General features: G+C 68.6%; 30 protein-coding genes and 1 pseudogene. 15 read left to right on the forward strand and 16 right to left on the reverse strand.

All coding sequences use genetic code 11. From position 1 onward, the window contains the following. The first annotated feature begins 60 nt into the window (after window positions 1-60). Both D4739_RS02850 and mobF read left to right on the forward strand, forming a co-directional pair. Window positions 61-510, forward strand: a complete 450-nt coding sequence (locus D4739_RS02850; protein ID WP_120059162.1) for a MarR family winged helix-turn-helix transcriptional regulator — start codon at window positions 61-63, stop codon at window positions 508-510. A 365-nt stretch (window positions 511-875) separates the two neighbouring features. After that, entirely contained in the window at window positions 876-3,398 is a 2,523-nt protein-coding gene (gene mobF, locus D4739_RS02855; protein WP_238473493.1) for a MobF family relaxase, read from the forward strand. Window positions 3,399-3,408: 10 nt separating this feature from the next. Here mobF and D4739_RS02860 read toward each other — a convergent pair whose 3' ends face one another. Beyond that, window positions 3,409-4,056 carry a helix-turn-helix domain-containing protein gene (locus D4739_RS02860; RefSeq protein WP_120059164.1) on the reverse strand — a complete coding sequence of 216 codons (648 nt, stop codon included), beginning with the start codon at window positions 4,054-4,056 and terminating at the stop codon, window positions 3,409-3,411. A 105-nt stretch (window positions 4,057-4,161) separates the two neighbouring features. Here D4739_RS02860 and D4739_RS02865 point away from each other — a divergent pair, with 105 nt between their 5' ends. Together D4739_RS02865 and D4739_RS02870 are read left to right on the forward strand one after the other, a co-directional pair. Next, window positions 4,162-4,410 carry a helix-turn-helix domain-containing protein gene (locus tag D4739_RS02865; RefSeq protein WP_120059165.1) on the forward strand — a complete coding sequence of 83 codons (249 nt, stop codon included), beginning with the start codon at window positions 4,162-4,164 and terminating at the stop codon, window positions 4,408-4,410. 5 nt (window positions 4,411-4,415) lie between these two features. Continuing rightward, window positions 4,416-4,700, forward strand: coding sequence for a hypothetical protein (locus tag D4739_RS02870; RefSeq protein WP_120061702.1), 285 nt, complete (start codon window positions 4,416-4,418; stop codon window positions 4,698-4,700). Between the two features lie 51 nt (window positions 4,701-4,751). On the opposite strand, the gene D4739_RS16760 is transcribed toward D4739_RS02870, so the two are convergent. Genes D4739_RS16760 through D4739_RS02880 form a run of 4 tightly spaced genes read right to left on the reverse strand, consistent with a single transcriptional unit; the run spans window position 4,752 to window position 7,466 of the window. Continuing rightward, on the reverse strand, window positions 4,752-6,227 hold the full coding sequence (locus D4739_RS16760; protein WP_182920283.1) for a ThiF family adenylyltransferase: 1,476 nt from the start codon (window positions 6,225-6,227) through the stop codon (window positions 4,752-4,754). Then, on the reverse strand, window positions 6,224-6,703 hold the full coding sequence (locus tag D4739_RS16765) for a hypothetical protein (RefSeq protein WP_182920284.1): 480 nt from the start codon (window positions 6,701-6,703) through the stop codon (window positions 6,224-6,226). The genes D4739_RS16760 and D4739_RS16765 overlap by 4 nt, the downstream gene beginning before the upstream one ends. Then, on the reverse strand, window positions 6,700-7,164 hold the full coding sequence (locus tag D4739_RS16770) for a hypothetical protein (protein WP_182920285.1): 465 nt from the start codon (window positions 7,162-7,164) through the stop codon (window positions 6,700-6,702). The genes D4739_RS16765 and D4739_RS16770 overlap by 4 nt, the downstream gene beginning before the upstream one ends. A gap of 2 nt (window positions 7,165-7,166) precedes the next feature. Further along, window positions 7,167-7,466: a hypothetical protein gene (locus D4739_RS02880; protein ID WP_120059166.1), complete on the reverse strand. Its 300-nt coding sequence runs from the start codon at window positions 7,464-7,466 to the stop codon at window positions 7,167-7,169. A 154-nt stretch (window positions 7,467-7,620) separates the two neighbouring features. Between D4739_RS02880 and D4739_RS02885 the strand changes: the two genes are divergently transcribed. Next, window positions 7,621-8,514 carry an ATP-binding protein gene (locus D4739_RS02885; protein WP_120059167.1) on the forward strand — a complete coding sequence of 298 codons (894 nt, stop codon included), beginning with the start codon at window positions 7,621-7,623 and terminating at the stop codon, window positions 8,512-8,514. Between the two features lie 13 nt (window positions 8,515-8,527). Beyond that, window positions 8,528-9,106: an STAS-like domain-containing protein gene (locus tag D4739_RS02890; RefSeq protein ID WP_120059168.1), complete on the forward strand. Its 579-nt coding sequence runs from the start codon at window positions 8,528-8,530 to the stop codon at window positions 9,104-9,106. A gap of 79 nt (window positions 9,107-9,185) precedes the next feature. Here the strand turns inward: D4739_RS02890 and D4739_RS02895 are convergent, their stop codons facing one another. Together D4739_RS02895 and D4739_RS02900 are read right to left on the reverse strand one after the other, a co-directional pair. Further along, window positions 9,186-10,034: a hypothetical protein gene (locus D4739_RS02895; protein ID WP_120059169.1), complete on the reverse strand. Its 849-nt coding sequence runs from the start codon at window positions 10,032-10,034 to the stop codon at window positions 9,186-9,188. Continuing rightward, window positions 10,031-10,792, reverse strand: a complete 762-nt coding sequence (locus D4739_RS02900) for a helix-turn-helix transcriptional regulator (RefSeq protein ID WP_120059170.1) — start codon at window positions 10,790-10,792, stop codon at window positions 10,031-10,033. Before D4739_RS02900 ends, D4739_RS02895 begins: the two co-directional genes overlap by 4 nt. Window positions 10,793-10,965: 173 nt before the next feature. Between D4739_RS02900 and D4739_RS02905 the strand changes: the two genes are divergently transcribed. Continuing rightward, window positions 10,966-11,247, forward strand: a complete 282-nt coding sequence (locus D4739_RS02905; RefSeq protein WP_120059171.1) for a hypothetical protein — start codon at window positions 10,966-10,968, stop codon at window positions 11,245-11,247. A gap of 251 nt (window positions 11,248-11,498) precedes the next feature. On the opposite strand, the pseudogene D4739_RS02910 reads toward D4739_RS02905, so the two are convergent. After that, window positions 11,499-11,669: pseudogene (locus D4739_RS02910) on the reverse strand (DUF255 domain-containing protein); the annotation flags it as partial. A 174-nt stretch (window positions 11,670-11,843) separates the two neighbouring features. Between D4739_RS02910 and D4739_RS16775 the strand changes: the two are divergent. Beyond that, window positions 11,844-11,981, forward strand: coding sequence for a hypothetical protein (locus D4739_RS16775; protein WP_182920286.1), 138 nt, complete (start codon window positions 11,844-11,846; stop codon window positions 11,979-11,981). 3 nt (window positions 11,982-11,984) lie between these two features. Here the strand turns inward: D4739_RS16775 and D4739_RS02915 are convergent, their stop codons facing one another. The 3 genes from D4739_RS02915 to D4739_RS02925 all read right to left on the reverse strand — a co-directional run bounded on the left by D4739_RS02915 (window position 11,985) and on the right by D4739_RS02925 (window position 14,767). Next, window positions 11,985-12,443: a hypothetical protein gene (locus D4739_RS02915; RefSeq protein WP_120059173.1), complete on the reverse strand. Its 459-nt coding sequence runs from the start codon at window positions 12,441-12,443 to the stop codon at window positions 11,985-11,987. Window positions 12,444-12,626: 183 nt separating this feature from the next. Next, on the reverse strand, window positions 12,627-14,048 hold the full coding sequence (locus D4739_RS02920) for a sensor histidine kinase (RefSeq protein ID WP_220699332.1): 1,422 nt from the start codon (window positions 14,046-14,048) through the stop codon (window positions 12,627-12,629). Continuing rightward, window positions 14,048-14,767: a response regulator transcription factor gene (locus D4739_RS02925; RefSeq protein WP_120059174.1), complete on the reverse strand. Its 720-nt coding sequence runs from the start codon at window positions 14,765-14,767 to the stop codon at window positions 14,048-14,050. Before D4739_RS02925 ends, D4739_RS02920 begins: the two co-directional genes overlap by 1 nt. A gap of 145 nt (window positions 14,768-14,912) precedes the next feature. Here D4739_RS02925 and D4739_RS02930 point away from each other — a divergent pair, with 145 nt between their 5' ends. Next, window positions 14,913-15,275 (forward strand): thioredoxin family protein, encoded by a 363-nt coding sequence (locus tag D4739_RS02930; protein ID WP_120059175.1) that lies wholly within the window; start codon window positions 14,913-14,915, stop codon window positions 15,273-15,275. A 112-nt stretch (window positions 15,276-15,387) separates the two neighbouring features. Here the strand turns inward: D4739_RS02930 and D4739_RS02935 are convergent, their stop codons facing one another. Next, window positions 15,388-15,597, reverse strand: coding sequence for a hypothetical protein (locus tag D4739_RS02935; RefSeq protein ID WP_120059176.1), 210 nt, complete (start codon window positions 15,595-15,597; stop codon window positions 15,388-15,390). A 17-nt stretch (window positions 15,598-15,614) separates the two neighbouring features. Next, window positions 15,615-16,499 carry a mycothiol conjugate amidase Mca gene (gene mca, locus D4739_RS02940; RefSeq protein WP_120059177.1) on the reverse strand — a complete coding sequence of 295 codons (885 nt, stop codon included), beginning with the start codon at window positions 16,497-16,499 and terminating at the stop codon, window positions 15,615-15,617. Between the two features lie 41 nt (window positions 16,500-16,540). Here mca and D4739_RS02945 point away from each other — a divergent pair, with 41 nt between their 5' ends. Both D4739_RS02945 and greA read left to right on the forward strand, forming a co-directional pair. Then, on the forward strand, window positions 16,541-16,936 hold the full coding sequence (locus tag D4739_RS02945; protein ID WP_182920287.1) for a DUF4307 domain-containing protein: 396 nt from the start codon (window positions 16,541-16,543) through the stop codon (window positions 16,934-16,936). Between the two features lie 129 nt (window positions 16,937-17,065). Continuing rightward, the gene (gene greA / locus D4739_RS02950; RefSeq protein WP_182920288.1) at window positions 17,066-17,557 is read left to right on the forward strand and encodes a transcription elongation factor GreA; all 492 of its coding nucleotides are present in this window, start codon (window positions 17,066-17,068) and stop codon (window positions 17,555-17,557) included. 80 nt (window positions 17,558-17,637) lie between these two features. Here the strand turns inward: greA and ilvA are convergent, their stop codons facing one another. From ilvA to D4739_RS02965, 3 genes are read right to left on the reverse strand one after another with little or no spacing between them, the layout of a single operon-like run. Further along, window positions 17,638-18,837, reverse strand: coding sequence for a threonine ammonia-lyase (ilvA, locus tag D4739_RS02955; RefSeq protein WP_120059179.1), 1,200 nt, complete (start codon window positions 18,835-18,837; stop codon window positions 17,638-17,640). After that, window positions 18,834-20,150, reverse strand: a complete 1,317-nt coding sequence (locus tag D4739_RS02960) for an AI-2E family transporter (RefSeq protein ID WP_120059180.1) — start codon at window positions 20,148-20,150, stop codon at window positions 18,834-18,836. Before D4739_RS02960 ends, ilvA begins: the two co-directional genes overlap by 4 nt. Before the next feature lie 60 nt (window positions 20,151-20,210). Beyond that, a complete protein-coding gene (locus D4739_RS02965) occupies window positions 20,211-21,371 on the reverse strand; it encodes a cystathionine gamma-synthase (RefSeq protein WP_238473494.1) in 1,161 nt (386 codons plus the stop codon). A 102-nt stretch (window positions 21,372-21,473) separates the two neighbouring features. Between D4739_RS02965 and D4739_RS02970 the strand changes: the two genes are divergently transcribed. The 4 genes from D4739_RS02970 (at window position 21,474) to D4739_RS02985 (ending at window position 24,058) form a co-directional block, all read left to right on the forward strand. Continuing rightward, window positions 21,474-22,547 carry a class I SAM-dependent methyltransferase gene (locus tag D4739_RS02970; protein ID WP_120059182.1) on the forward strand — a complete coding sequence of 358 codons (1,074 nt, stop codon included), beginning with the start codon at window positions 21,474-21,476 and terminating at the stop codon, window positions 22,545-22,547. A gap of 51 nt (window positions 22,548-22,598) precedes the next feature. After that, window positions 22,599-23,234, forward strand: coding sequence for a peptide-methionine (S)-S-oxide reductase MsrA (msrA, locus tag D4739_RS02975; RefSeq protein WP_120059183.1), 636 nt, complete (start codon window positions 22,599-22,601; stop codon window positions 23,232-23,234). 19 nt (window positions 23,235-23,253) lie between these two features. Next, window positions 23,254-23,706 carry a hypothetical protein gene (locus D4739_RS02980; protein WP_147384770.1) on the forward strand — a complete coding sequence of 151 codons (453 nt, stop codon included), beginning with the start codon at window positions 23,254-23,256 and terminating at the stop codon, window positions 23,704-23,706. Window positions 23,707-23,797: 91 nt separating this feature from the next. Next, entirely contained in the window at window positions 23,798-24,058 is a 261-nt protein-coding gene (locus tag D4739_RS02985; RefSeq protein ID WP_120059185.1) for a hypothetical protein, read from the forward strand. The last annotated feature ends 109 nt before the right edge of the window (window positions 24,059-24,167 follow it).

The raw sequence follows: 24,167 nt of genomic DNA on the forward strand, positions 1-24,167 counted from the left end.
GTTGCACACGCAAGTATCCCGCGCAAGCAAAGATCTGGTTTTTGGCTGAGGAGACGGCGGATGGGCATCACGGATGAGGCACTCGAGGTCCGCGCCCAGGGCTGGCGCACCCTTGCCGCACTGCACGGCCTGATCGAGGCCGAGCTCGAGCGCGCGCTCGCGGGTGCGGCCGGGCTGTCGGTCGTCGAGTACACCGTGATCGACGCGCTCAGCCGCCAGGACGGCTGGCACATGCGCATGCAGCAGCTGGCCCGGGCTGCCGCCCTCTCCCCCAGCGCAACGACACGCCTGGTGACCCGCCTCGAGGACCGGGGACTGCTCACCCGCATCCTGTGCGCCGACGACCGGCGCGGCATCTACACCGAGCTCACCCCGGCCGGCCGCAAGCTCTATCGCACGGCGCGGCCCATCCACGACGCCGCCCTGGCAGGCGCGCTCGAGCTCGCCGACGAGCAGCCCGAGCTGGCTCCCGTGGTCCATGCATTAGGCGGAGTCGCCTTTCCCGCTTGACCGTCGCTCCTCCGGTCTGCGCGCTGCGCGACCATGTGGCGAGTGAACGGGGCTGGACTCGTCGGCGTGCTGACCTCGCGGCCAATGACGCTCGGCAGGCTCGGGGCAATCGCGTGACGGGGAACCCTCACGAATATCCCGCCACTCCCACGTTCCTTGCCTTTCTCCGATACCCAGCCCCTCGCTCCATCGCCAACCACCAATGGCTCCCCACTCAGTCCCCCGCCTGCCCCCTTCTCCCCTCCCTTTCAGGCGGCACGCATGCTACGAAATTCAGTAGGCGAATCAGGGCCGAGATACCCCCTGACCTGCGGTTTCGTGGTTGTTCACGGTCATTGAGGGAGGCGGCTCGGATGCACGGCGGCATGAAGATCTACCGCGGCGCCCCAGCCGCAGCCCGGCACTACGTCGAGGCCGACCGGTCACGCGCCGACGACTACTACCTCGCCGAGGGCAACGGCGTCGCCATGCGACTCACCGCCACCCCGGACGGCCTCGAGCGGCGAGCCGACATGGACGGCGAGACGTACGAGCGGTGGGTAGCCGGATACGACGTCGAGACCAGCGCGGCGAAAGGCCGTCTCAGGACCGATGACCAGGCAGTCCGGTTCGTCGAAGTCACCGTGAACGGGCCAAAGTCCTGGTCACTGGCCGCGGCTCTCCACCCCGAGATCGCTGAGGCGTACGACGCCGCGCAGATGGCGGCCGCTGAGGAGATCGTCAACTGGCTGGCCCAACACGCGACGACCCGGGTGGGGCCGCGCGGTCGGCAGGTGCAGGTGCCCATCGAGCAGCTCGAGGCGGCCGTCGTACGCCACTTCACCTCCCGGTCTGGCGACCCGCACCGCCATCTCCACCTCCAGATCAACGCCCGAGTCTTCGCAGCACGCGGCTGGCGCGGACTGCACACCGTCGGAGTTCGCGACAGCCTCGAGGCGATCAACGGGATCGGCCATGCGGCCGTCATGACCAACCCCGAGTTCCGCGCGGCCCTCGCGGAACACGGCTACACGCTCGACCCGGAGACCGGCGAGGTCAGTCAGTTAGCCGGCTACGCAGGCGCGTTCAGCGCTCGGTCGCGACAGATCGGAGCGAACATCGACCGGTACGAGGCGCAGTGGCGGCGCGACCACCCCGGCGAGGAACCGGGGCCCGCGATTCGGCAGGCCTGGGACCGCCGAGCGTGGGCCGACGCCCGGCCCGACAAGGTCGTCCCGACCTCGGGAGCCGACCTCCGCGACCGCTGGGTCGAGGAACTCATCGATCTCGACTTCCGAGCACCCAATCGGCGTGCCCGGCCGACCACCGTGTCAATCGGCTCGCTGGACCGCGATGCCCTCGCGAAGCGCGCCGTCGACCGACTCGGCGCGCACCACTCTGCTTGGAACGCCGCCGACCTCCGCGGCGAGGTCGAGAAGCTGATCGCATCCTGCGACGTCGTCGCGCGCGGCACCGTCCGGCGCGAACTCGCCGAGGACCTGACTGCACGGGCTCTCGACGCATGCGTGCCCTTGGTCAACCGCGACGACGCTCCGGAGCACGTCCGCGCACTGAGCTCGCCCGACGTCCTGGCCGTCGAGTACGACCTGGTCGCGCAGATCCTCAACAGCGCCCAGCGCCAGAAGATCACCGTCGTCGAAGGCGCCGCCGGCAGCGGCAAGACCCGTCGACTCGCGTCCACCCGCGACCAGGTCGAAGCACGCGGCGGCCGGATGCTCGTGGTGACGCCGACCCGCAAGGCGGCGCAGGTGGCAGCGGGAGAGATCGGCACCGAGACCCGCGCTGTCGCCAAGCTGCTCCACGAGCACGGCTTCCGCTGGGACGACGAGGGACGCTGGAGCCGGACCGAACCGTCGCCCACCGCTCCCCCGGTTGACCGCCGCACGCTCCTCGTCGTCGACGAGGCAGGCATGCTCGACCAGGACAGTGCCCGAGCCCTGCTGGCCCTCGCCGACGCCGGCGGCGCCCAGGTGGTGCTGATCGGGGATCGGCACCAACTCCCGGCCGTCGGCCGAGGTGGCGTCATGGATCTCGCAGCGAGGTACGCCGCCGACCGTTGCATCGAGTACGACGGGGTCCACCGCTTCACCGATCCGGCGTACGCCGACCTCTCACTCCGGATGCGCTCAGGAGCGCGACCCGGCGAGGTGTTCGACGAACTGATGCGCCGAGGCGACGTCGTGATCCACGCCAGCGACGTCGAACGCCTGGACGTCCTCGGCGTGAAGGCCGCGCGCGGCCAGCTCGTCGTCGCCGACACCCGCGAACAGGTGACCCGCATCAACCACGTCACCCACCGAGTCCGGGTCATGACCGGACAGGCGGCAGAATCCGTCATCACCAGGTCGGGCGAACTGATCGGCATCGGCGACACCATCGCCACCCGCCACAACGACGCCGAGGTCGGCGTCGCCAACCGGGAGCGGTGGACCGTCATCGGCTCCTCAGCGGCCGGGCTGCACGTCAAGGGTGAGAACGGACAGCGCGTCCTGCCGCCGGCGTACGTCCGCGACCACGTCGAGCTCGCGTATGCGACCACTGCCTACGGTGCCCAAGGCTCTACCGTCCCTGTCAGCCACGTCCTCGTCGGCGACCACACCGGCGCCGCGTCTGCGTACGTCGGCATGACCCGCGGCCGCGAGCACAACGTCGCCCATCTCATCGCCGAGTCCGTCGAGGAGGCCCGCACAGAGTGGATCGAGGTGTTCGGGCGTGACCGCGCTGACCTCGGTCCGTCGCATGCTTGCGGACTGGCTGTCGAGGCGATCGACCGCTATGGACCGATGCAGACTCGCTACGCCCGACGCACCTCGGCGCCCAGGCGCCCCGAGCCTGACGTCGCCTACCGCCCGCCGGCTTCGTCGTCGGCACCGCACCTCGGCCTCTGATCTGGCTCGCCTACGGCGGCGGACGCGGGTCGAAGCGCGTGCGCCTCGGCGGAGGCGGCGGAGGTGGCGGCGGCAGCGGCTCGTAGCCGCGGATCCAGGCCCTCGACGTCAGCTCGGGGTCCTTCCCGAAGGACAGCGGGTTGGGCCTCAGCGGCTCCCTCGCCAACCGGATGGGCCACTTCCAGGCCTGGCGGACCGGATCCGGCAGGTCGAGCTCGTCCCACACATCGACGAGGAGGGCGCCATCCATCCAGCGGATCATCTGCTGCGGCAAGCCCCGGCGAATCAGCTGCTCGTAGGCGCCCTTGCGCTCTTCACGGTCGCTCATGTCCCAGTCCCGCATGCCGGTGTTGCGGATGAAGTCGGGGATGGCCAGCGTCGCGAAACAGTCGGGCGGCTCAACGCTCCACAGGATGTTCGGCGCCCAGAACCGGACGATTCCCGTCGGATGGTGCTCGACCCAGTCGATGTGCACCCGAAGGTTCAGGTCGTGACCGGTCGCCGCAATGATCCGCGCCGCGACCTTCAGCGATGGCGACTTCACACCGCGCTCGTACGCCGACAGCGTCGCCTGCGACGTACCCGATCTGGCGGCGAGCTGGGCCTGCGTGAGGCCGCGCAGACGTCGCGCCCTTTCGATCAGATAGGCCCGATCCATACTGCCATCATATCCGATCGGACGTATTTCGCCCTTCCGTTGGCACAGCCCTCACACCTACCTGTTGCCCGCAGTCCTCGCGGGCCACACCAAACAGGAGGAACCATGAACAGCAACACCAACGACGTCCCCTTCCACGAGCAGCACGATGACGAACTGCTCACCCTCGAGGACGTCGCCCAGATCCTGAAGGCGCCCACGAACACCGTCCGCTGGTGGCGCCAGGAGGGAACTGGCCCGGAGTTCTTCAAGATCGGCCGGCGGCTCTATACAACGGTCGGCGACCTCCGCACGTTCATCCGCTCGCAGCGGCTCGCGTCCCGGCCGGTCCTCGATCGACCGAAGGCAGTGTGAGCGCGATGGACGACGACCCGCGCCACGTCTTCCTCCACGCCAGCGATGTGATCCGTCGCTACGACTGGGGCAAGACGAAGGGCTATCAGAACCTCAAGGACCGCTCGCTCGTGCCGCCGCCGGTCATGACGCATCCCGACCGCTGGAGGCTCGACCAGCTCCTGACCTGGGAGGAACGTCGCATCGCCTTGGCGGAGGCGGCGCTGAAGGTTCTCGTTGCGCCTGAGCGGGAGCAGGTCGCCATCGCGGACCTGCTCCCCAAGCCGAAGCGAAGTCCCCGATCCGCGTGACGGCAGTCGACGGCGTCGTAGCGGGAGCCCCTTGCAAGTGCCTCCATGCGACTAAAGGTCCAACCTACGAGCCCGGACCTCCGCGTGCAGGCTCACGTCATCCTGACACCTACATGATGGCCGCGGGTTCCGGTGCAGCGTCATGTCTGGGTGCGGGCCGAACAGTGCGTCGTACTGGACGTTGATCGATGGAATCGAGGTGCCGCGTCGAATGAGGGCGCCGACGACGAGGGCAGCGGCCTGCTGTGCAACAAACGCGGCGGATGGATTGAACCCACTGTCCCCGCCAACTAGGCCGAACGCCTTGCCAAGGCCGCAGATTTCCTTGCCGATCTGGCGCTCGAGGATGTCGCGGTTTTCCGACGTCAGGTTGTCGAGTGCGGCGATCTCCTCGGCGGCCAGCTTGTCGGTGCCGCGAGCGAGCCTCTCGGGGGAAAGTCCGGTGCGTTCGGCGAGGAGGTCGATGACGGACAGTCCCTGCGCCGGGCGCTGCGGGTAGTAACAACGCAGGCATGGGCCGTCCCAGGTCGCCTCGGAGAGGCTGAGCATTGTGCCGGTGTCGCCGCCGGTGCTGCCGTCGAGGGTATGAGTGGAGTGGATGGCAGCGATCTCGTGCCGGGCATCGATGCTGTCCACGGCACCGAGGACGGTGGTCGGCATCGTCTTTTCGCGGGCGTCGATCGCGTCGATGTAGTCCCGTGCGGTCCCGACAAACGGGTCGACACTGACGTTCACAAGTTCGTCGCGGATGAGGTGGACCTTGTGCGTTTTGGCCGCGGCGGTCTGGAGATCGCCGAGACTGTAGGTGGTGACGTTGGGCCTGTCGTACGTCTCGGGGTCTACGACGGTGAGAGCACCTTCGGCTTCGAGTTCGCGCAGGATGAGTGCGATGGCGGTGCCGATGGCGCCGCCGCCGATGAGCGCGGTGTCCTTCAGCGGCGGCAGGGGTCGGCTGACACTGTCCGGCTCGCCGAGAGTGACAGGGCAGAAGTCGAGCGGGACGAGCGGGCCACGCCGCTCCGGGAGCACGCCGACGACGAGCTTGAAGACCTCGGCGGTGAGCATCGCGCCGGCGAGGATCCCTCCCAAGCCGGTGCCCGGCTGCAGGAGGGGTGGGAACGCAACGCCTTTCGGGCGCAGCCGCGCTCCGTGTCCGTCCGCGACACCGCAGACTTGCGCTGAGGTTGAGCTCGTCCCGACATGTACGTGCACCGTGACTCGTTCGGGCCTGGACACCACAATCTGCCGGGCGCCATCGATGCTGGCCGCGAGCCGTTCGAGCTCGGCAACCAGGCCCGGGCCGAGCCGGTCCTCTCCGCCGCTGGGGTCGAGGTATAGCTGGACCGGCAGGCGCCGCAGGTTGGCGACCAGGACCCGAAGTGTGGTGGCCGCCATGGGTGCCGCTGGGTCCGCAGTGACAAGGACAGTGCTGTTCTCCAGCCGCACCTTCAGGTCGGCCTCGTCGGTGCCTGAACTGCCGGCTGCCACCCGGAGCGGGCGGCTGTAGTTGGTCTGGCCAGCGCTCACCGGACACCGTCCGCGTCGAAGGTAATGACCTTGGTGGTCTGGGTCGTCACGACGGCGGCGTCGATCGGTGTCCAGTCGTCGCCGTCGAAGGCCCACCAGCCCCAGACGGTCGGGTCGGCGGACGGGGTGCCAAAGTCCGGGATGACCGACGCGATGAAGCCGGGCATCCGGATGTTTCCGGTCTTGTCGGTGTGCGAAAGGAACGCGTCGTGCATGTGCGAGTGCACCTGGGCGCGCAACTGGAGGCCAGTGTCCTCGGCGTATGAGAAGAGCGGGTTCAACGCGGCGGCGGAGAAGATGAGGAGCCCCGGGTGGCGCTCGATGCCGGCGACCCCGGCAAGGGCGACCACCGTAACCGTCGGTTCTCCGGGCGGGGTGAGGAGGAGCGAGCCGGTCTCGACGCCAAGGGCGCCGTACCGGGCGACGTCGGCGACCATGATGTCGACGGCGTCGGCTCCGATATGAAGTTGGGTCATGATGCGCGCGCCCCTCGTGCTCGATTGATGTCGTCTTGCACGTTCTGGATGACGTACAAGAACGGATTGCCTTCCGAACGCCAGGCCTGGGCGCCGCTGGCCCACTCCGGGTGAAGGGCTTGGCCCTCTGCGGTGAACGGCTTGCAGATGTCGTTCGGCGCCCGGTACCCCGCCGCAGCGGGCCAGGCGGCGGCCACGTTGGCCAGGCCGCCGACCTCGGCCGCGAACAGAACCGACGGTGGAAGGTCCGGGTACACAGTCCAATGGATCCGCACGACAAACGGGCTGGTGCCAAGCTGGGCCGGCTGGATGACGGCCCAGTAGACGCCGGGCGGATCGACCAGTGCGGCCGGGCCATCGGGGTCTGCGACCCGGTGGATGAGGAGGCCGCCAGAGGCCTCGAGCGTGGCGCTCACGACGACGGCGTCACGCTCGAGGCGCAGCTGGCTCTCGTAGTCCACGATCAGCTCCCGGAGATCGTCTCGGTCCGCAGGGAGAGCTTGATTGAGCGGGCGTGGCCAGAGCCGTCCTGGGCGATCTCGCCGACGGTGACGTTCGGGTTCAGCTCGTCGCCGTCGGCGACGAAGAAGTACCGGGTGGCGCCGTCGGACCGGATGTCGAAGAACGTCAGCGCGGCAGCCAGGACCGTTGCGATCGAGCTGACCGAGCTGAACTTCTCGTTGAACTGCTTGGTGGCAGCGGCGAAGGACGCGTGGACTGCTACGTCGTCGTTGCCGCTGGGCTTCTCAGCCTTGGCATTCATGGTGTCTCCTCGGTTCGTTCCAATGAGTTCGGTGAACCGAGAAGATCCCGTCTCACCTCTTTCACTGTACACAATGAAACCGTGGGCCGCCATAGTTTCGCCAAACCGGGCGTCGCTCCACCCTGCGCCCGCCCTCAGGCGCCACACTCCCGAAGTGGACCTAATCCTGGCCGGAGACATGCCCCTGGCCAGCGCTGCCTTCTTGAGCGGGCAGGACCCGGACCGACTGGTGATCGACGCAACGGCGCTCGCGTTCGCATGCCCGCTCGACCTAGCAGGCATCGTCGCCTGGGCCCACTGGGCTTCAAGCCACTCTCTGCCCGTAACCCTGAACCTCCCGCACGATCAGGCCACGGCCGCCTACCTGCAACGCATGGACGTACTCCGACACTTGCCCTCCCGGTCCCGGATCGTCGGACGCCTCCCACCAGACACCCGCAATGATCAGACCGGGTCCCTGCTTGAGGTGACGGCGCTCAACCCGGGGAACGTCGACGACCTCTCGGAACGTCTCGGCCCCCTCGTGATGGGGTTCTACGGCGAGGACACCGAAGCCGGCGCCGCAGTCCTCCGCGCCTGCGGGGAACTGATCAGCAACGCAGCCGAGCACGGGCCCAGCGAACGCGGTGCGTTCATGGCCGCACAACTTCACACAGGGACCACCACCGATGGCACTCGGCTGGAATTCGCGGTCTGTGACACCGGAATCGGCGTGATGAACCACCTTCGCCAGAACCCCAAGTACGCCCACTACACCCAGGACAAGTACGCGATCGCGAGAGCGACGAAGGCCGGAGTGACAGGAGTGACCGGCGGCCGTAATGACAAACGTGGCAACGGCCTCTGGGACGTCGTGACAGATGCCAGGAAGTTCGGCGAAGCGTCCCTCCAGATTCGATCAGGGAAGGGTGAAGTACGCGTCCACGGAACCCCGGACATGCTCAAACTGACCTCATCTGACCGTCCAGATCAGACAGCAGGAACCTGGGCGTGGCTCACCCATCGATTGAGTCCGGCGAGTAAGACTATGATTCAATCGAGAAAATGAAACCGGAGAAGCCATGAAAGAAGCGACAACCTTTTCCGTTCGTCAGCTCGGCAAGTACCCAGCGACGCGGCCACTTGGACAGGAAGGCCGAGCAAGACTCGATGACCTTCTCGAAGGCCACTCGAACATCGACCTGACGATCGACTTCTCGGGCGTCGAAGTAATGAACATTAGCTTCGCCGACGAGTTCCTCGGAAAGTTCCTGGCCTCACACGAGTTCTCGACCTCCGGCGCGACCGTGAGAGTCACCGGGCTGAACTCGGACAACCGATACTCAGTGCTTGTGTGCGTCGAGCGACGCAAGACCGCCATAGTCGTCGCTGAAGAGGACGGCACGCTCTCTTTGCTCGGCGACCCGATCCTTGAGGCGACTTTCGAGGTCGCCAAGGAACTACGCGAGTTCAAGGCAAGCGACATCGGCGCAAAACTCGACCTGACATCACAGAACGCGAACAACCGACTCAAGCGGCTCGCTGACGCTGGCGCGTTGCACAAGGCGCAGGTAGTTGGCTCCTCCCGCGGCGGCAAGGAGTTCGCTTATCAGGTTGCCGGCACGGTTGTCTCCGATGCGCGGAATCGAACTACCGCCTGAATACTCGACACCTCCTGTTGGCGCGTGATGCCTTGCGGTGCGGCCCACCCTGGACGAATCGATGCGACCGCTCGCTAGTTCAGCCCAAGGGGACACGGCCCCACCGGTCAAAGGTGCGGTCGATCTCCGCGGGGTCGACGAAGGTGTCGAACGCCGACTTGGCTCGCTCGGAACTCACCGGATCACGCAGGACGTCGCTCGTCCACTTGAGACTCTGGCGCACGTCGCTGCCCACCTCGGGGTGATCAACAAACTCCGACATCACTTGGGCTATCTCGGCAGGGTCAGCGACCGCCATGAGGCGCCACAGGTCACCCAAGTCCTTGTCTCTGACCGACCCCTTGCGCGGCTCTCGGAGCCGCTCACCGATCTTCGAGCCCTTGGCCAAGATAAGCGCGGGGATCTCGGCGACGTGGATCTCAGTCGCGAGCCGAGGATCGGCGAAGTCTGTGATCGTGACCAGAGACCGGTTGAACGCAGCGAGCTCGAGTCCGAGCACGTTTCCAACCGCGAGTTTGCCGTGGGCATGCTGCAACGCCGGAACGCCTCGCTTGCTCCGACTCGCCGTGCCGGAGAGTCCGTGCGGAGCAAGCAGGTCGATCTTCTCGCGGAACGACCGGGTCCCGTCGGGCTCGTCGTACGGCTTCCTGCCCCACAGGCCTGGCCGTGCCGTCGTGCGGTGCTCGTAGCCGGCGTCCGCCAGAAGGGCCTCGATGCTGGGAACGTCGCCGACCAAACCGGGGGTCACTCCGAGGTCGCCGTCGCCGGTCGGCATACGCGGCACGTCGAGATCCATCGTCCTCAGCAGGACGGCGTGCGCACCGACCAAGGTCAATGACCGGGCATGGATCGCGAGAACGTCGACGACGTTGATGATCGCGCGGCGGCTCCACTCGATCTCGGTGCGCGGCTCCTTGAAGTCGGTCAAGCCACTCGCCTCCCCATGAGGATGTCGGCCTGCTCGACCATGCGGTCGATGCCACCGTAGGCATCGATGATGACCTGGTCGCGAGCGACGACCGCGGTTCCGGCGATGTCGACACGGCCGACCTCGCTCACGCCGTCGAACGGGATCAGCGTTACCCGCATGCCGAACGAACCGGGCTCCTTGCGCGCCAGGCTTGCGGCTTCGGCGGCACGGGCGACGTCCTCGACGTAAAGAACCGGCCAGGCCTCCCCCGCGCTGGACCGGTATCGGTTGGCTCCGGCGTCACCGGTGAGTGCGTAGTCGATGCCTGCCCCGCGAAGCGAGTCAGCGACCTCATCCGCGGACAGCCCCGCGGTGAAGTCCACCGCTCCGGGGCGGCGCGTCAGTCGCGCGGCGCGACCGGCACGGAACAGCAGGTCCGCTTCCTTCGCGGCGGCGACCCGACCGTCGGCATCGAGAAGTCCGATGCGAACCCAGCGCTGGCGCCACAGTTCGACGCCCGGAGTCGACGCCACGTCGAGCTCCGGGTCGAGCGCAAGACGTGCGGTCGCGATCGCATCCACATCCGCGAGGCCGGTGAAGCCGATCGGCTCCCCCAGGACCGTCAGAATCTCTTGCGCAAGGTCGAACGACGGACTCACCGCACCTGACTCGATCCGCGTGACCGTGGTCGGGGCAACGTCGACCAGCGCCGCGAGCTGACGAGCGCTCAGCCCGTTCACGCGGCGCAGCGTCGAGATCCGCTCAGCCAGGTCCATGTACGCCAGTCTAGGTTAATGTTGCAGATATGCAACACACGCCGTGTGGCTGCGCCCGGTTCTCGGAAACTGCGTATTCCGTCTCGCACGGAACTCGCCAATTTTCGAGAACTGCACCCACCCCGCATCCGCCCGCCGGTCATCGAAGGGCGGAGTCTCGATAGCCTCGGACCGTGAGCACCAAGGCGGAGCGCCGGGCGGCCCGAGCGAACGTCGCCGCCTACCACGAAGAACAGCTCGGCCGACTGGTCGAACGTCTGACCGACGCGATCGACCGGCACCGAGCCGCAGAGCTCGGCGCCTTCGATGTCGACGAGGCGGCCTTCCAGTACTCCCGCGCAGCCAAGGAGCTGTGGAAGTTCTGCAACCTGGGCAACGTCGAGATCGCCGCCCGCATCATTGCCGAAGATCCGCCGACGGACTGGTGGGACCGTGGAGCACCTCGACAGCGCTGACGAGACCCCCCCCCAGGCATCCGTCGATGGCGACCTGTCACGTCCGTCCCGAAATCGGTACGATTGCGACAGTTGAACACACACCGATCGGCTGCCGCTGGGTCACCAGTGATGGGGCCGAAGTGATGCACGAGAGTGATGCACGAAGTCCCGGAAACGGTGTCCAACGGCGGCATTCGCCGAACCGACCCAAACCGCGATCAGGCCGCTGACCTGCGGTTTCGTCGATTTCCGCGAAAGGCCGTCGGTCAAGCCGCCTCGTGGCACCAGTGGCAGGCTGCGTAGCCCACCGACAGCAGCACCGGGACGTTGCGGCGCCTTGCTTCCGCGAATGCCTCGGGCGACCACTCCCACCAGTCGACCGGGTTGTCGGCGTGCTGGAGGAGGTAGGGCGAGGTGGCGTCGGCGAGGCGGTTGGGCATGGCTCCCACGCTAGTGCGCACGCCTGACAGCGTGGCGACGGAGGCACCCGCCGGCCGCGGGGAACGATCACCTGCGGCCAGCGAGTGGCGTCATGAGCCTCCGCCGGGCCCGTCTCCCCGGTGCAAGGAAGGCGTTGCGCGCTGCGCCATGCCCCCTCGATCTCGGGAGTCACCATGAAGAACGTCCTGCTCGGCACCGCAGTCCTGATCGCCGCAGGCGCACTGTCCGTTGCCACGGACGGCTCCGCACATGCGGCGCAGCCTGGGCACACGACGCACTCGAGAACGTGCGCCGTGGCCGGCTGCCCCTGACCGTCAGCCCTCGCTGGAGCTCGACGCGCTCGGCGAGGGCGTCACCTCGGGCAGCTGGTCCTGGAGCTCGCCGCGACGCTCCAGCTTCGGGCCGCGCTCGCCCCACCCGCCGCCGGGGCCCCGCATGCCCGGACCATCGAGCCCTCCCGGGATGCGCACCATGATCCGGTCGCCGTGGTCGGGCCCCGCCGTGGCGCGGCCGAGCGCGAAGGCACCTCCCAGGCCGCCGAGTGCGAGCACGGTGATCACCGTGGCAGCCGCGACCTTCGGGCTGCTCACCCAGGCCAGGCGGTTCTTCTTCGCGGGCGCGGTCGCGGGTTCCCCTGCGACGGGCTGCCCTGCGGAGACCTCCGGCTGAACAGCCGTGTCAGTCGTGTCTGAAGGGGCTTCAGCGGTGGTCGGCCGGTCGGGGGTGGCCGGCTGGTCGGGGGTGGCCGGCTGCTCGGGGGTCTTGTCGTTCATCGGGGTTCCTCTCGTTCGGTGTGCCCCCAGCACACACCGCCCCGCTGGGCACCTCCCCTGAACAACCTGTGCCCCACCTGTGAGCGATGGGCCCGGCAGTAGCCCGCCAGAAATGGCGTGAAGGCTTTTCGTCGGCATGTGACGAAAAGCCTTCACGCTCCTCCGGGGTCGGCCCCCGGGGCGTCAGGACGGGAGGGTGAGCGTGAACGTCGTGTCGCCCGGGACGGACTCGAGCGTCAGCGTGCCGCCGTGCGCCTCCGCGATGGCACGCGCCAAGGAGAGCCCCAGGCCGGCCCCACCCGAGTCACGGGTCCGGCTGGCGTCACCGCGGGTGAAGCGCTCGAAGACGTGCGCCTGCAGGTCAACAGGCACGCCGGGGCCGTCGTCGTGGACGGATACCCGGGTGCCGTCGGACGCTGCGCTGATGGCGACCGTGACCGTCGTCCCGGACGGGGCGTGCCGGCTCGCGTTGGCCAGCAGGTTGGCCAGGACCTGGTGCAGCCGAGGACCGTCACCGGTCACCTCGACGGCATCCTCGGGCAGCTCCATGCGCCACTGGTGGTCCGGCGCGACCACACGCGCATCGGCGACCGCCTCGATCGCCAACCGCGAGAGATCGACCTCCTCGCGCGCCAGCGGCCGGCCCTGGTCGAGACGGGCGAGCAACAGCAGGTCCTCGACGAGAGCGGTCATCCGGTGCGACTCCCCCTGCACCTTGCCGAGGACGAGGAGCACCTGGTCCGGCGCGGCATCGGCACGGAGCCCGAGCTCGGCATAGCCCTGGATCGTCGCGAGCGGCGTCCGCAGCTCGTGCGAGGCGTCCGCGACGAACTGCCGCACCTGTTGCTCACTGCGATGGCGCGCATCCAGCGAGGTCTCCATGTGGCCGAGGAGCGTGTTCAGCGCGGAGCCGACCTGACCGACCTCCGTGCGTTCGTCGGTGAGCTGATCGGGCACGCGTGCGGTCAGGCCGACCTCGCCGGTCGACAGCTGCAGGCCGGCGACCTCGTGCGCGGTCTGCGCGACCGCGCGCAGCGGTCGTAGCTGGCGGCGTACGACGATCACGGCGAGGCCGCCCGCGACGCCGACCGCCAGCACCGTGAACCCGATGCTCCAGCCGACGAGCTCGTTGATGGTCTCGTCCATGCGGGTCGTGGGGAGACCACTGACGAGCGTCGCTTCACCCAGGTCCCTGACCACAACCCGGTAACGCCCCAGGTCGTCAATCTCGCTGGTCTGCGGCCGGCCGTTCGCGGGCAGCGAGGCAAGCCGGCGAAGAGCCTCCGGGCCGAGCGCTGTTTCGGTCAGTCCTGACTGGACAGCACCGGCCGATCCATCGGACGTGATGACAGCGGTCAGGGTGCCGACTCCCCGTCCGCGGGGGTTGTCGAAGCGTGGGTCACGCCCCGGTCCGCCTGGCATGCCCATCACCAGCCGCTGAGCAGCCCGGACGTCATCATCGAGCTGGTCGGCGAGGTGATCCCTGAGCACCGCGGTGGTGAGCGCAGAGACCAGCAGGCCCACCAGCGCGACCAGCAGGACGACCGTGGCAACCAGCCGGGCGGTCATCGAGGCCGGCACCAGGCGGCGTACGGACAGGTCCATCACTCACTGGCCTTCAGGACGTAGCCCGCGCCGCGCATGGTGTGGATCATCGGCGTGCGGCCGGCGTCGACCTTCTTGCGGAGGTAGGAGATGTAGAGCTCGACGACGTTGGCCTGGCCGCCGAAGTCGTAGTTCCACACGCGGTCGAGGATCTGTGCCTTCGACAGCACTCGGCGCGGGTTGCGCATGAGGTAGCGGAGCAGCTCGAACTCGGTCGCGGTCAGCGCGATCTCGTCGCCGCCACGGAACACCTCGTGGCTGTCCTCATCCAGCGTCAGGTCACCGACGGTCAGCACGGGGCTCTCGCGTCGGGCGGTCGCACCCGCCCGGCGCAGCTGCCCGCGGAGTCGCGCGACGACCTCCTCGAGCGAGAACGGCTTGGTCACGTAGTCGTCGCCGCCCGCGGTCAGCCCGGCCACCCGGTCCTCCACGGAGTCGCGGGCGGTCAGGAACACGACAGGTACGTCGCGCTGGTGCTGCCGCACGCGCCGGAGCACCTCGAGCCCGTCGAAGTCGGGCAGCATCATGTCGAGGACGATCGCGTCGGGGCGGACCTCCTTCGCGGCCGCAACGGCAGCACGCCCCGTGTGCGCGACGCTGATCTCCCAGCCCTCGTAGCGCAGCGCCATGCTCAGCAGCTCGGCGATGTTGACCTCGTCATCCACCACGAGGACGCGGAGCGGGCTGCCGTCGGCATGGGTCAGGGGCGCACTCGTCATGCGACCAGCATGCCGCGCGCAGACCTCAACGACATCGGAGGAGCCTGTGCGTTCCCTGTGAACCAGCCGTCGGCAGGGTCGAGTGCGCAGCCATGTGGCGAACACAGCCGCCTGCGCACTCGACTCGACGGGTTAGCGTGGAGGCATGGCCACCATCGAGCTGACCACCGACAACTTCGTCTCCGAGGTCGAGGGCAACGACATCCTGCTCGTCGACTTCTGGGCCAGCTGGTGCGGACCGTGCCGCCAGTTCGCCCCCGTCTACGAGGCCGCCTCGGAGAAGCACGCCGACATCGCCTTCGGGTCGGTCAACACCGAGGAGCAGCAGCAGCTCTCGAGCGAGTTCCAGGTGACGTCGATCCCGACGCTGATGGTCTTCCGCGACCAGATCCTGGTGTTCGCGCAGCCGGGTGCCCTGCCGCCGGCGAGCCTCGAGCAGCTGATCACCGCGGTCCGCGGACTCGACATGGACGACGTCCGCAAGCAGATCGCCGAGTCGAGCTCCTAGGCGGGCCGCGAGCAGGCTGGCCCGACTGCCCGCCCGGAACTGGTGGCAACTGGCACCAGGACGGCCGGTTCAACCGCCCGCTGGGACCAGTTGCGGCCCCCGGCCGCGTGGCTCACGACTCGGGCGTGTCGTCCTGGTCCGAGCCGTAGACACCGGCGTCGTTGGCGGCCTTGGCCTTCTTGATCTGCCTGGTGAAGTTCCACAGCAGCAGCGCGGTGGCGATGATCAGGCCGAACAGCACGAAGAATCCGAGCCACCCCGCGACGACGTCCTCGTCCTTCGGGACGGATTCGGCCAGGGGAAGCACGTGCGCGATGAACATGGCCCCATCCTCCCCCATCAGCCGCCCGATCCTTCACGCAGCCCGGCGAAGAGGTCCGTCTCCGGGAGCTCGGTCTCCACGTCGGACCACACCAGCTCGAAGTCCTCGTGCGGCCAGACCCGCTTCTGGACCTCCAGCGGGACCGCGAACCAGAACCCGTCCGGGTCGATCTGGGTGGCGTGTGCGAGCAGCGCCCGGTCACGCACCTCGAAGTAGTCACCGCACGGCACGCGCGTGGTGATCCGGTCATCCCAGGCCGGGTCCGGCTGCCAGGTGGCCAGCCGCTCGGCGTAGGGCGACTCGAGGCCGATCTCGACCATGGCTTCGTTGATCGCGATCGCGCGCGGCCGGTTGAACGTGTGGTGGAAGTAGAGCTTCGAGGCCTGCCACGGCTCGCCCGCGTCGGGATAGCGCTCCGGATCGGCTGCCGCGTGGAACGCCTCCACCGACACGTTGTGGCACTGGATGTGGTCGGGGTGCGGGTAGCCGCCCCGCTCGTCGTACGTCGTGACGACCTGCGGGCGGAACGACCGGATCAACCTGACCAGCGGCTCGGCCGCGACCGCGACGTCCTGGAGCGCGAAGCATCCGTCCGGGAGCGGCGGCTTCGGGTCGCCCTCGGGCCAGCCGGAGTCGATGAAGCCGAGCCAGTCCTGGGTGACGCCCAGGATCTCGCGAGCGGCCTCCATCTCGGCGCGGCGTACCTCATGGATGTTCTCGAGGATCCCGGGCCGGTCCATGTTCGGGTTGAGCACGGAACCGCGCTCACCACCGGTGCAGGTCACGACGTGCACGTCGACGCCCTCCGCGACGTACATCGCAGTGCTTGCCGCGCCCTTGCTCGACTCGTCGTCGGGGTGGGCATGCACGTGCATCAGCCGGAGCGGCTCCTGGGGAGGCATGCGGAGATTCTAGGGAAGGGTGCGCGTGGCACCATGTCGCCGTGACCGATCTCGCCGACCGCTATGGCCGTACGCCGCGTCCCAGGAGCCCGCGTCGTGGCTGGGTGATCGTCGCGATCGTCGTGGCGACGCCGTTCCTGGCCTGGCTGGCCTGGGTGATCTGGATCTTCTCGACCCCGTCGGTCCAGTCCGAGATCGAGTCGTTCTCGATCCCCGACGCACACACCGCCGTCGCGGTCGTCAACGTGACGCTGTCCGACGACGCGGTGGATCCGACGTGTCGACTCCAGGCAGCCTCGACCGACAAGACCACGGTGGGCGAGCAGCGGTTCACCCCGGTCGAGGGCAGCAACCGCGTGGAGTTCCGCACCGAGCGCCAGGCCACCTCGGTCGAGCTGATCGGGTGCACGGCCAAGGGCCAGACGACCCCCCGCTGAGCGGCCGACCGGCGAAAATGCGTCTGCGGAGCGTCGGATTGCTACGCTTGATCCTTTGCGATTCCGACATGGGTGCGCGCGATCAGCTCGCGGTGCACTCCCCCCACGCTGAATGCAGGAGTGATCACCATGACCGAGCAGGACACCATCTGGCTCACCCAGGAGGCCTTCGACAAGCTGTCGGCCGAGCTGGAGAACCTGAAGGGCCCGATCCGTCAGAAGGTCGTGGAGCAGATCAGCGCTGCGCGTGACGAGGGCGACCTCAAGGAGAACGGCGGCTACCACGCTGCCCGCGAGGAGCAGGGCAAGATCGAGGGCCGCATCAAGCAGCTCGAGCAGATGCTGCTCAAGGCCGAGGTCGGTGCCGCGTCCAGCAACGGCATCGTCGAGCCCGGCATGGTCGTGACCTACAAGTTCGTGGGCGATGACGACGACGAGGCGGAGAAGTTCCTGCTCGGCGCGCGCGAGATCGACCCCGACGGACTCAACGTCGTCTCCCCGCAGTCCCCGCTCGGTGGTGCCGTGATCGGCGCCAAGAAGGGCGACACGGTCGGCTACGAGGCACCCAACGGCAAGACCCTCGAGGTCGTCGTCCTCGACGCGGTCCCCTACGCCGGCTGACGCAACCCTTCGATAGTCCCCGACGGGTGGACCCTCTCCAGCACGGATAGGGGTCCACTGGTTGGGGACTGTCTGCGATTTCAGAGCACCCGGTAGCCGAGGGCGCGCAGCCTCGCCAGCAGCGCCTCGGTGTGGGCACCACCGCGGGTCTCGGCCTCGATGCGCACCTCGACCTCGTCCATCCGCAACGACGAGGACGTCCGGTCATGCCCGATCGAGCGGATGTTGGCCTGGGCCGCAGCGATCTCGGTGAGCAGCCCGTTGAGGGCACCGGGAAGATCCGGCAGGCTCACCGACAGGTTGAGGAACCGCCCGGCTGACGCGAGTCCGTGGCGGATCACCTTGCCCAGCAGGAGCGGGTCGATGTTGCCGCCCGAGAGCAGCGCGACCACGGGCCCCGGATAGGCGTGCGGGCGCTCGATCAGCGCAGCGACGGCGGCAGCCCCGGCGGGCTCGACGACCAGCTTCGCGCGCTCGACGAGGCTCAGCAGCGCCTGCGACATCGACTCCTCCGAGACGCTCACGACCTCGTCGACGCAGTCGCGGATCAGCTCGAGCGGCACGACACCGGGACAGCCGACCGCGATGCCGTCGGCCATCGTGTGCATCTCGGCGAGCGGCGTCGGCACCCCGGCGAGCAGGGACGGCGCGATCGCAGCAGCCCCCTCCGCCTGGACCGCAACGATGCGCACGTCGGGACGCACGCCCTTCACCGCGAGCGCGACTCCGGCAACCAGTCCACCGCCGCCGGCGGGGACCAGGATCGTGGCCGCGTCCGGGACCTGCTCGATCATCTCGAGGCCGACGGTGCCCTGTCCGGCCACGATGTCGGGGTGGTCGAAGGGGTGGATGAAGGTCGCGCCCGTCTCCCTGGCGTGGTCGAGCGCGCGCCGGAGTGCGTCGTCGAAGACCCGGCCGGCGAAGACAACCTCGGCGCCGTAGGCCCGGGTGGCCCGCTCCTTGGGGATCGGCGCCCCCTCGGGCATGAACACGGTGGAGCGGATGCCTAGCTGCTGGGCAGCGAGCGCGACACCTTGCGCGTGGTTGCCAGCGCTGGCTGCCACGACACCCGCGTCACGCTCGGCGGCCGACAACCGGCTGATCCGCACGAAGGCGCCGCGGAGCTTGAACGAGCCCGTGCGCTGGAGGTTCTCGCACTTGAGGTGCACCGAGGTGCCGGTCAGGTCCGAGAGCCAGCGCGACTCGACCACCGGAGTGCGTACGGCGACGTCCCCCAGCGTCTCGCGGGCGGCGAGGACGTCGGCGTAGCTCACGCTCATGCTGGTTGGTCGCTCTCGATCGCGTCCACGGCCGCGTCGTACTGCGGATCGTTGAGGCGACTGAGATGGGTGACCACGGCGTTGCCGACCGCGGCCAGCGGGACTGCGATCAGCGCGCCCGCGATGCCGGCCACGAGCACGCCGCAGCCGATCGCGACGATCACGCCGAGCGGGTGGACGGACACGAAGCGGCCCATGACCAGCGGCTGCAGGACGTGGCCCTCGAGCTGCTGCACCGCGATGACGACGCCGAGCATGATCAGCGCCTGCAGCGGCCCGACGGTGACGAGTGCGACGAGGGTGGCGACCAGGCCCGCAACGGCTGCTCCGACCATCGGCACGAAGGCTCCGAGGAAGACGAGCACACCGATCGGCAGGACCAGCGGCAGGCCGAGGGCCAGCGCGCCGAGCATGATGCCGATCGCGTCCACGAGGGCCACGATCACCGTCGCCCGCACGAACTGGGTCAGCGAGATCCACGCGACGCGACCCGACGAGTCGACGTTCTCACGGGCAGCGCGCGGGAAGACGCGGACGATCCAGCCCCAGATCCGGTGACCGTCGGAGAGGAAGAAGAAGGTCGAGAAGAGCACGATGAAGAAGCCCGCGAACACGTGTCCGATGGCGGTGCCGAACTCGGTCAGCTGCGCGACCTCGATGCTCTTCGAGCGCTCGGTGATCGATTCCTGGGCGCTCTTGATCCAGTCGTTGATCTGGGAGTCGCTCGCGTCGATCGGGCCGTCCTTGAGCCAGCGCCTGATCTCGCCGAGGCCGACGACGACCTGGTCGGCGAGGTCGGAGGCGCCTTGCGCCACCTGGTTGCCGACGAAGGTCAGCAACCCGATCACGGTCGCCAGGCCGAGGACGACCACGAGGCCCGCGGACAACGCACGGGGCACGCCGATGTCGGCCAGGCCGCGGACGACGGGCGCCGCGAGCGCGGTGATCAGCAGCGCCACGACGAGCGGGAGCGTGATCACCGCGAAGTAGCTGAGCACCCAGCCGGTGCCGAGCGCGGCGGCGGCGATGATGATGAGCCGCCAGGACCACGCCGCGGCCAGGTCGAGACCCCACGGCACCTGGGCGCGGGAGAAGTTGGAGGGACCGGTCCGGAACGGCTCGACCTCGGGCCGACGCTCCGAGCGCAGCTGCGACCACTGCTGCGCGAGCAGGTGGGTCAGACGCTCGGTGCGGCGATCGTCGGTCTCCTCGGCGTCGTGCCCGTGCTCCGGCTCCTCGGCCGCACTCGTCGGTGCGGATTCGTCCTTGACCGGGTCCCGGCCTTCAGCGTCATTGCCCACGAGCGACAGCATGCCGCATCGCGCCAACGGCGGGCCGGAAGTGGCCAGCGGAGTGACCGGAGCAGCGGTCGGTCAGGAGAGCGCCTGGTCGAGGTCGGCGAGCAGGTCCTCGACCGTCTCGATGCCGACACTCAGCCGGATCAGGTCCGCCGGGACCTCGAGGTCGGTGCCCGCGACACTCGCGTGCGTCATGCGGCCCGGGTGCTCGATCAGCGACTCGACGCCGCCGAGGGACTCTCCGAGCGTGAAGACCTGGGTCTTCTCGCAGACGCGGAGCGCGTGCGCCTCGCCACCGGAGACCCGGAACGACACCATGCCGCCGAACCGCTTCATCTGCCTCGCCGCCACCGCGTGGCCGGGGTGCGACTCGAGACCGGGGTAGATCACCTCGATGACCGCCGGGTGGTTGCTCAGGAACTCCACGATCCTCTCGGCGTTGTCGCAGTGCCGGTCCATGCGCACTCCGAGGGTCTTGAGCCCGCGGTGCGTGAGGAACGAGTCGAACGGGCCCGCCACCGCGCCCATGGCGTTCTGGTGGAAGCCGATGCGCTCGGCCAGCTCGAGGTCGCGCACGACCACCGCTCCGCCGACGACGTCGCTGTGCCCACCGACGTACTTCGTGGTGCTGTGCACGACGACGTCGGCGCCGAGCGCCAGCGGCTGCTGGAGGTACGGCGATGCGAAGGTGTTGTCGACGACGAGCAGCGCGCCGGCATCGTGGGCAACCGCCGCGAGCGCCTCGATGTCGCCGATCGTGAGCATCGGGTTGGTCGGCGTCTCGACCCAGACCAGCTTCGTCTGGCCGGGGCGGATCGCTGCGCGGACCGCGTCGATGTCATCGATGGCGGCAGGCGTGTGCTCGAGGCCCCACGGCTTCGCGACCTTGTCGAAGAGCCGGAACGTGCCCCCGTAGGCGTCGTCCGGGATGACCGCGTGATCGCCCGGCGACGTCAGCGAGCGCAGGATCGTGTCCTCAGCAGCCAGCCCGCTGGCGAAGGCGAAACCGCGCTCGCCGTCCTCGACCGCAGCGAGCACGCCTTCGAGTGCTGTGCGGGTCGGGTTGGCGGAGCGGCTGTACTCGTAGCCGCCACGCAGTCCGCCGACCCCGTCCTGCTTGTAGGTCGACGTCGCGTAGATGGGCGGGATCACCGCTCCAGTGGTCGCATCGGGCTCGTAGCCGGCGTGGATGGCGCGGGTCTCGAAGCCGCCCTTCTGGGCATGTTCCTGGGTCACGCTCGCGAGCCTAGCCCGCAGGCGTTGTGAAACCCGGACGATGATCAGAGTGATTGTCCCCAACCCCTCCCCAGACCACGGCCCACTCGACATAGTGGGGAGATGGACGCATCACAGCAATCGGTCGACGAGTTCGGCGAGCGCTTCTTCGGCTCGATGCTGGGCATGCTCGAGGTCATGTCGGCGTATCTGGGCGACCGGCTCGGCTGGTATCGCAGCCTGACGGACGATGGGCCTGCCACCGCCCGGCAGCTGGCTGACCGCACCTCCACCCAGGAGCGCTATGCCCGCGAGTGGCTCGAGCAGCAGGCGGTCATCGGGTTCCTGACGGTCGAGTCCGGGACGACTGCCGACGACCGGACCTACGCCATCCCACCCAGCGTGGCGGAGGCCTTCACCGACGGCACCTCGCTGGCCTATCTCGCTCCCGTCGCGCGCATGTTCGGCTCGGTCGGCCCGGTGTTCCCGCAGCTCCTGGAGGCCTACCGCAACGGCGGCGGCGTCAGCTGGAGCGAGCTCGGCACCGACGCCCGCGAGGCCCAGGCCGAGCAGAACCGACCGTGGTTCGAGCAGGAGCTGGCCCCTGCCCTCGCCGTGGTCCCCGCGGTGCAGGACGTGTTGACCCGCCCCGGCGCCCGGGTCCTTGATGTCGGCTGCGGCGCGGGATGGTCGACGATCGGTCTGGCCGCCGCTCACCCCGGTGCGAGCTTCCTCGGCGTCGACATCGACCCGCCGACGATCGACCTGGCCAACGCGAACGCCGCGGAAGCGGGCCTGGGCGATCGCGTCCGGTTCGAGTGCCGCGATGCGGCGGACCTGCCCGAAGGCACCTTCGACATCGCCTTCGCGTTCGAGTGCGTCCACGACATGCCCCGGCCGGTCGACGTACTCGCCGCAGCACGGCGTGCGCTCGTGCCCGGAGGTGCGCTGATCGTGATGGACGAGGCAGTGGCTGAGGAGTTCGCTCCGAACGGCGACGAGATCGAGCGGGTGATGTACGGGTTCAGCCTGTTCGTCTGCCTCCCCGACGGGATGTCCAGCCCGCCGAGTGTCGGCACCGGCACGGTCATGCGACCCTCGACACTGAAGACGTACGCCGAGGACGCCGGGTTCGCGGGCTTCGAGGTGCTGCCGATCGAGGGCTTCAGCTTCTTCCGCTTCTACCGGCTCTCCTGAGTGCCGCGCCTTGCTCGCCCCGGCAGAATGGGAGCGAGCAAGGAGGCTCTGATGTTCTTCAAGAAGACCGAGATGGTTGCCCCCGACCGCGCCCTGCCCGGCCGCCCCGCATCGCCGTTCGCCCTGGCTGACCGGCACAAGGTGCTCGATGCGCCGCTCGTGACTGATGACGTGCCGGAGGGGCTCGAGGTCGCGCTCTTCGGACTCGGCTGCTTCTGGGGTGCAGAGGAGATCTTCTGGCGCATCCCCGGTGTCTGGTCGACCTCCGTCGGCTACGCCGGCGGCACCACGCCCCACCCGTCGTACGACGAGGTGTGCTCGGGGCTGACCGGCCACACTGAGGCGGTTCGCGTGGTCTTCGACCCCGACGTCGTGTCCTACGCCGATCTGGTGCGTGCCTTCTACGAGGTGCACGACCCGACCCAGGGCTACCGCCAGGGCAACGACATCGGCACGCAGTACCGCTCCGCGATCTACTTCACCACTCCCGAGCAGGAGGAGGTCGCCCGGTCGGTCACGGAGGCCTACGGACCCGTCCTCGAGCGCGCGGGCTACGGAGCGATCACGACCGAGATCAAGCCGGAGCCGACGTACTTCTACGCGGAGGACCACCACCAGCAGTACCTCTTCAAGAACCCGAACGGCTACCGCTGCCACTCCGCGACCGGCATCAAGGTCCCGAGCTGACCGGGCGAGACGCCACCTCGTGAGCACGACCCCCGACCCCGGATCCATACGCCTGCAGTGGCGGAGGGTCGCCCTGGTGACGGGGGTCGTGCTGCTCGTCGCGGCCGTCGCTGGGATCACCCTCTACGGGGCCATCGACGATGGTCCTCCCGCCGGTGACGGACCGAGCGTCGGGCTCACGGTGGACTGGGGCGGCAGCGAAGGGCAGCCGAGCTGTGCCTACGACCCGGTGAGCCGGACCGTCGAGGCAAGGATCAGGATCGACGGCACGGCGCCCCGGGCCGGACAGTTGACCGTGACAGTCACGGCGTACGCCGACGAGAACACCTCCCGACCGGTCGGTTCGGGCAGCCGCACCGTGGAGGTCGACGGCGTGGTGCACCGGCTCCTCCTGATCACCGTCCCCGTCACGAAGCCCCCGCACCTGGGCGAGGACGGCGAGACGGCCTGCGCCCGCTCGGTGACGTACTGACCCGCAGCTGCCGCAGAGCTGCCCCCGGAGCTGCCCCGGCCGCCAAGGTCCCTGCCGGACCAAAGTCCGAGCGACCGTCGATACTGGGCCCATGACCCAGAAGCGCATCCTCCGAGCAAACGCGCGAAACGCGCTCCGCGAGCAAGGTCTGGCGCTCCGCGAAGCGTTTCGGGCCTCTGGCGCTGACCTCGACGATCCCCATGCCGTCAACCTGATCACGGAGCTGGCGCAGAACGCCCCAGAGCAGACGGCACTGAGCTTGTTCGGGATGGCGAACCGCCTCATCGAGGAAGTCGCTGAACTCACCGGGGAGAGCCGCGAGACCGTCTACGCCAGGGTTCAGCCGGACTGACCGGCAATGAACCGGACCGTCATCTTCAGGGGCCGCGGTCTGGGCAGTCATGATTCCTGACGTTTCGGGGTACCGGACACTCGTCGCATTCCGCGACGCCGTCGGTCTT

Origin of the sequence: Nocardioides cavernaquae (genome assembly GCF_003600895.1) — a bacterium.
Taxonomy (GTDB): domain Bacteria; phylum Actinomycetota; class Actinomycetes; order Propionibacteriales; family Nocardioidaceae; genus Nocardioides; species Nocardioides cavernaquae.

Excerpts from the sequence above, each read along its gene's own strand:
- D4739_RS02920 (WP_220699332.1), bottom strand. The coding sequence starts at position 14,048 with ATGGACCTGTCCGTACGCCGCCTGGTGCCGGCCTCGATGACCGCCCGG.
- mca (WP_120059177.1), bottom strand. The coding sequence starts at position 16,499 with ATGCCTCCCCAGGAGCCGCTCCGGCTGATGCACGTGCATGCCCACCCC.
- greA (WP_182920288.1), top strand. The coding sequence starts at position 17,066 with ATGACCGAGCAGGACACCATCTGGCTCACCCAGGAGGCCTTCGACAAG.
- D4739_RS02880 (WP_120059166.1), bottom strand. The coding sequence starts at position 7,466 with ATGAATGCCAAGGCTGAGAAGCCCAGCGGCAACGACGACGTAGCAGTC.
- D4739_RS02900 (WP_120059170.1), bottom strand. The coding sequence starts at position 10,792 with ATGGACCTGGCTGAGCGGATCTCGACGCTGCGCCGCGTGAACGGGCTG.
- D4739_RS02935 (WP_120059176.1), bottom strand. The coding sequence starts at position 15,597 with ATGTTCATCGCGCACGTGCTTCCCCTGGCCGAATCCGTCCCGAAGGAC.
- mobF (WP_238473493.1), top strand. The coding sequence starts at position 876 with ATGAAGATCTACCGCGGCGCCCCAGCCGCAGCCCGGCACTACGTCGAG.
- D4739_RS02850 (WP_120059162.1), top strand. The coding sequence starts at position 61 with ATGGGCATCACGGATGAGGCACTCGAGGTCCGCGCCCAGGGCTGGCGC.
- D4739_RS02925 (WP_120059174.1), bottom strand. The coding sequence starts at position 14,767 with ATGACGAGTGCGCCCCTGACCCATGCCGACGGCAGCCCGCTCCGCGTC.
- D4739_RS02930 (WP_120059175.1), top strand. The coding sequence starts at position 14,913 with ATGGCCACCATCGAGCTGACCACCGACAACTTCGTCTCCGAGGTCGAG.
- D4739_RS02870 (WP_120061702.1), top strand. The coding sequence starts at position 4,416 with ATGGACGACGACCCGCGCCACGTCTTCCTCCACGCCAGCGATGTGATC.
- D4739_RS16775 (WP_182920286.1), top strand. The coding sequence starts at position 11,844 with ATGAAGAACGTCCTGCTCGGCACCGCAGTCCTGATCGCCGCAGGCGCA.
- D4739_RS02860 (WP_120059164.1), bottom strand. The coding sequence starts at position 4,056 with ATGGATCGGGCCTATCTGATCGAAAGGGCGCGACGTCTGCGCGGCCTC.
- ilvA (WP_120059179.1), bottom strand. The coding sequence starts at position 18,837 with ATGAGCGTGAGCTACGCCGACGTCCTCGCCGCCCGCGAGACGCTGGGG.
- D4739_RS02970 (WP_120059182.1), top strand. The coding sequence starts at position 21,474 with ATGGACGCATCACAGCAATCGGTCGACGAGTTCGGCGAGCGCTTCTTC.
- D4739_RS16765 (WP_182920284.1), bottom strand. The coding sequence starts at position 6,703 with ATGACCCAACTTCATATCGGAGCCGACGCCGTCGACATCATGGTCGCC.
- D4739_RS02865 (WP_120059165.1), top strand. The coding sequence starts at position 4,162 with ATGAACAGCAACACCAACGACGTCCCCTTCCACGAGCAGCACGATGAC.
- msrA (WP_120059183.1), top strand. The coding sequence starts at position 22,599 with ATGTTCTTCAAGAAGACCGAGATGGTTGCCCCCGACCGCGCCCTGCCC.
- D4739_RS02985 (WP_120059185.1), top strand. The coding sequence starts at position 23,798 with ATGACCCAGAAGCGCATCCTCCGAGCAAACGCGCGAAACGCGCTCCGC.
- D4739_RS02915 (WP_120059173.1), bottom strand. The coding sequence starts at position 12,443 with ATGAACGACAAGACCCCCGAGCAGCCGGCCACCCCCGACCAGCCGGCC.
- D4739_RS02890 (WP_120059168.1), top strand. The coding sequence starts at position 8,528 with ATGAAAGAAGCGACAACCTTTTCCGTTCGTCAGCTCGGCAAGTACCCA.
- D4739_RS02960 (WP_120059180.1), bottom strand. The coding sequence starts at position 20,150 with ATGCTGTCGCTCGTGGGCAATGACGCTGAAGGCCGGGACCCGGTCAAG.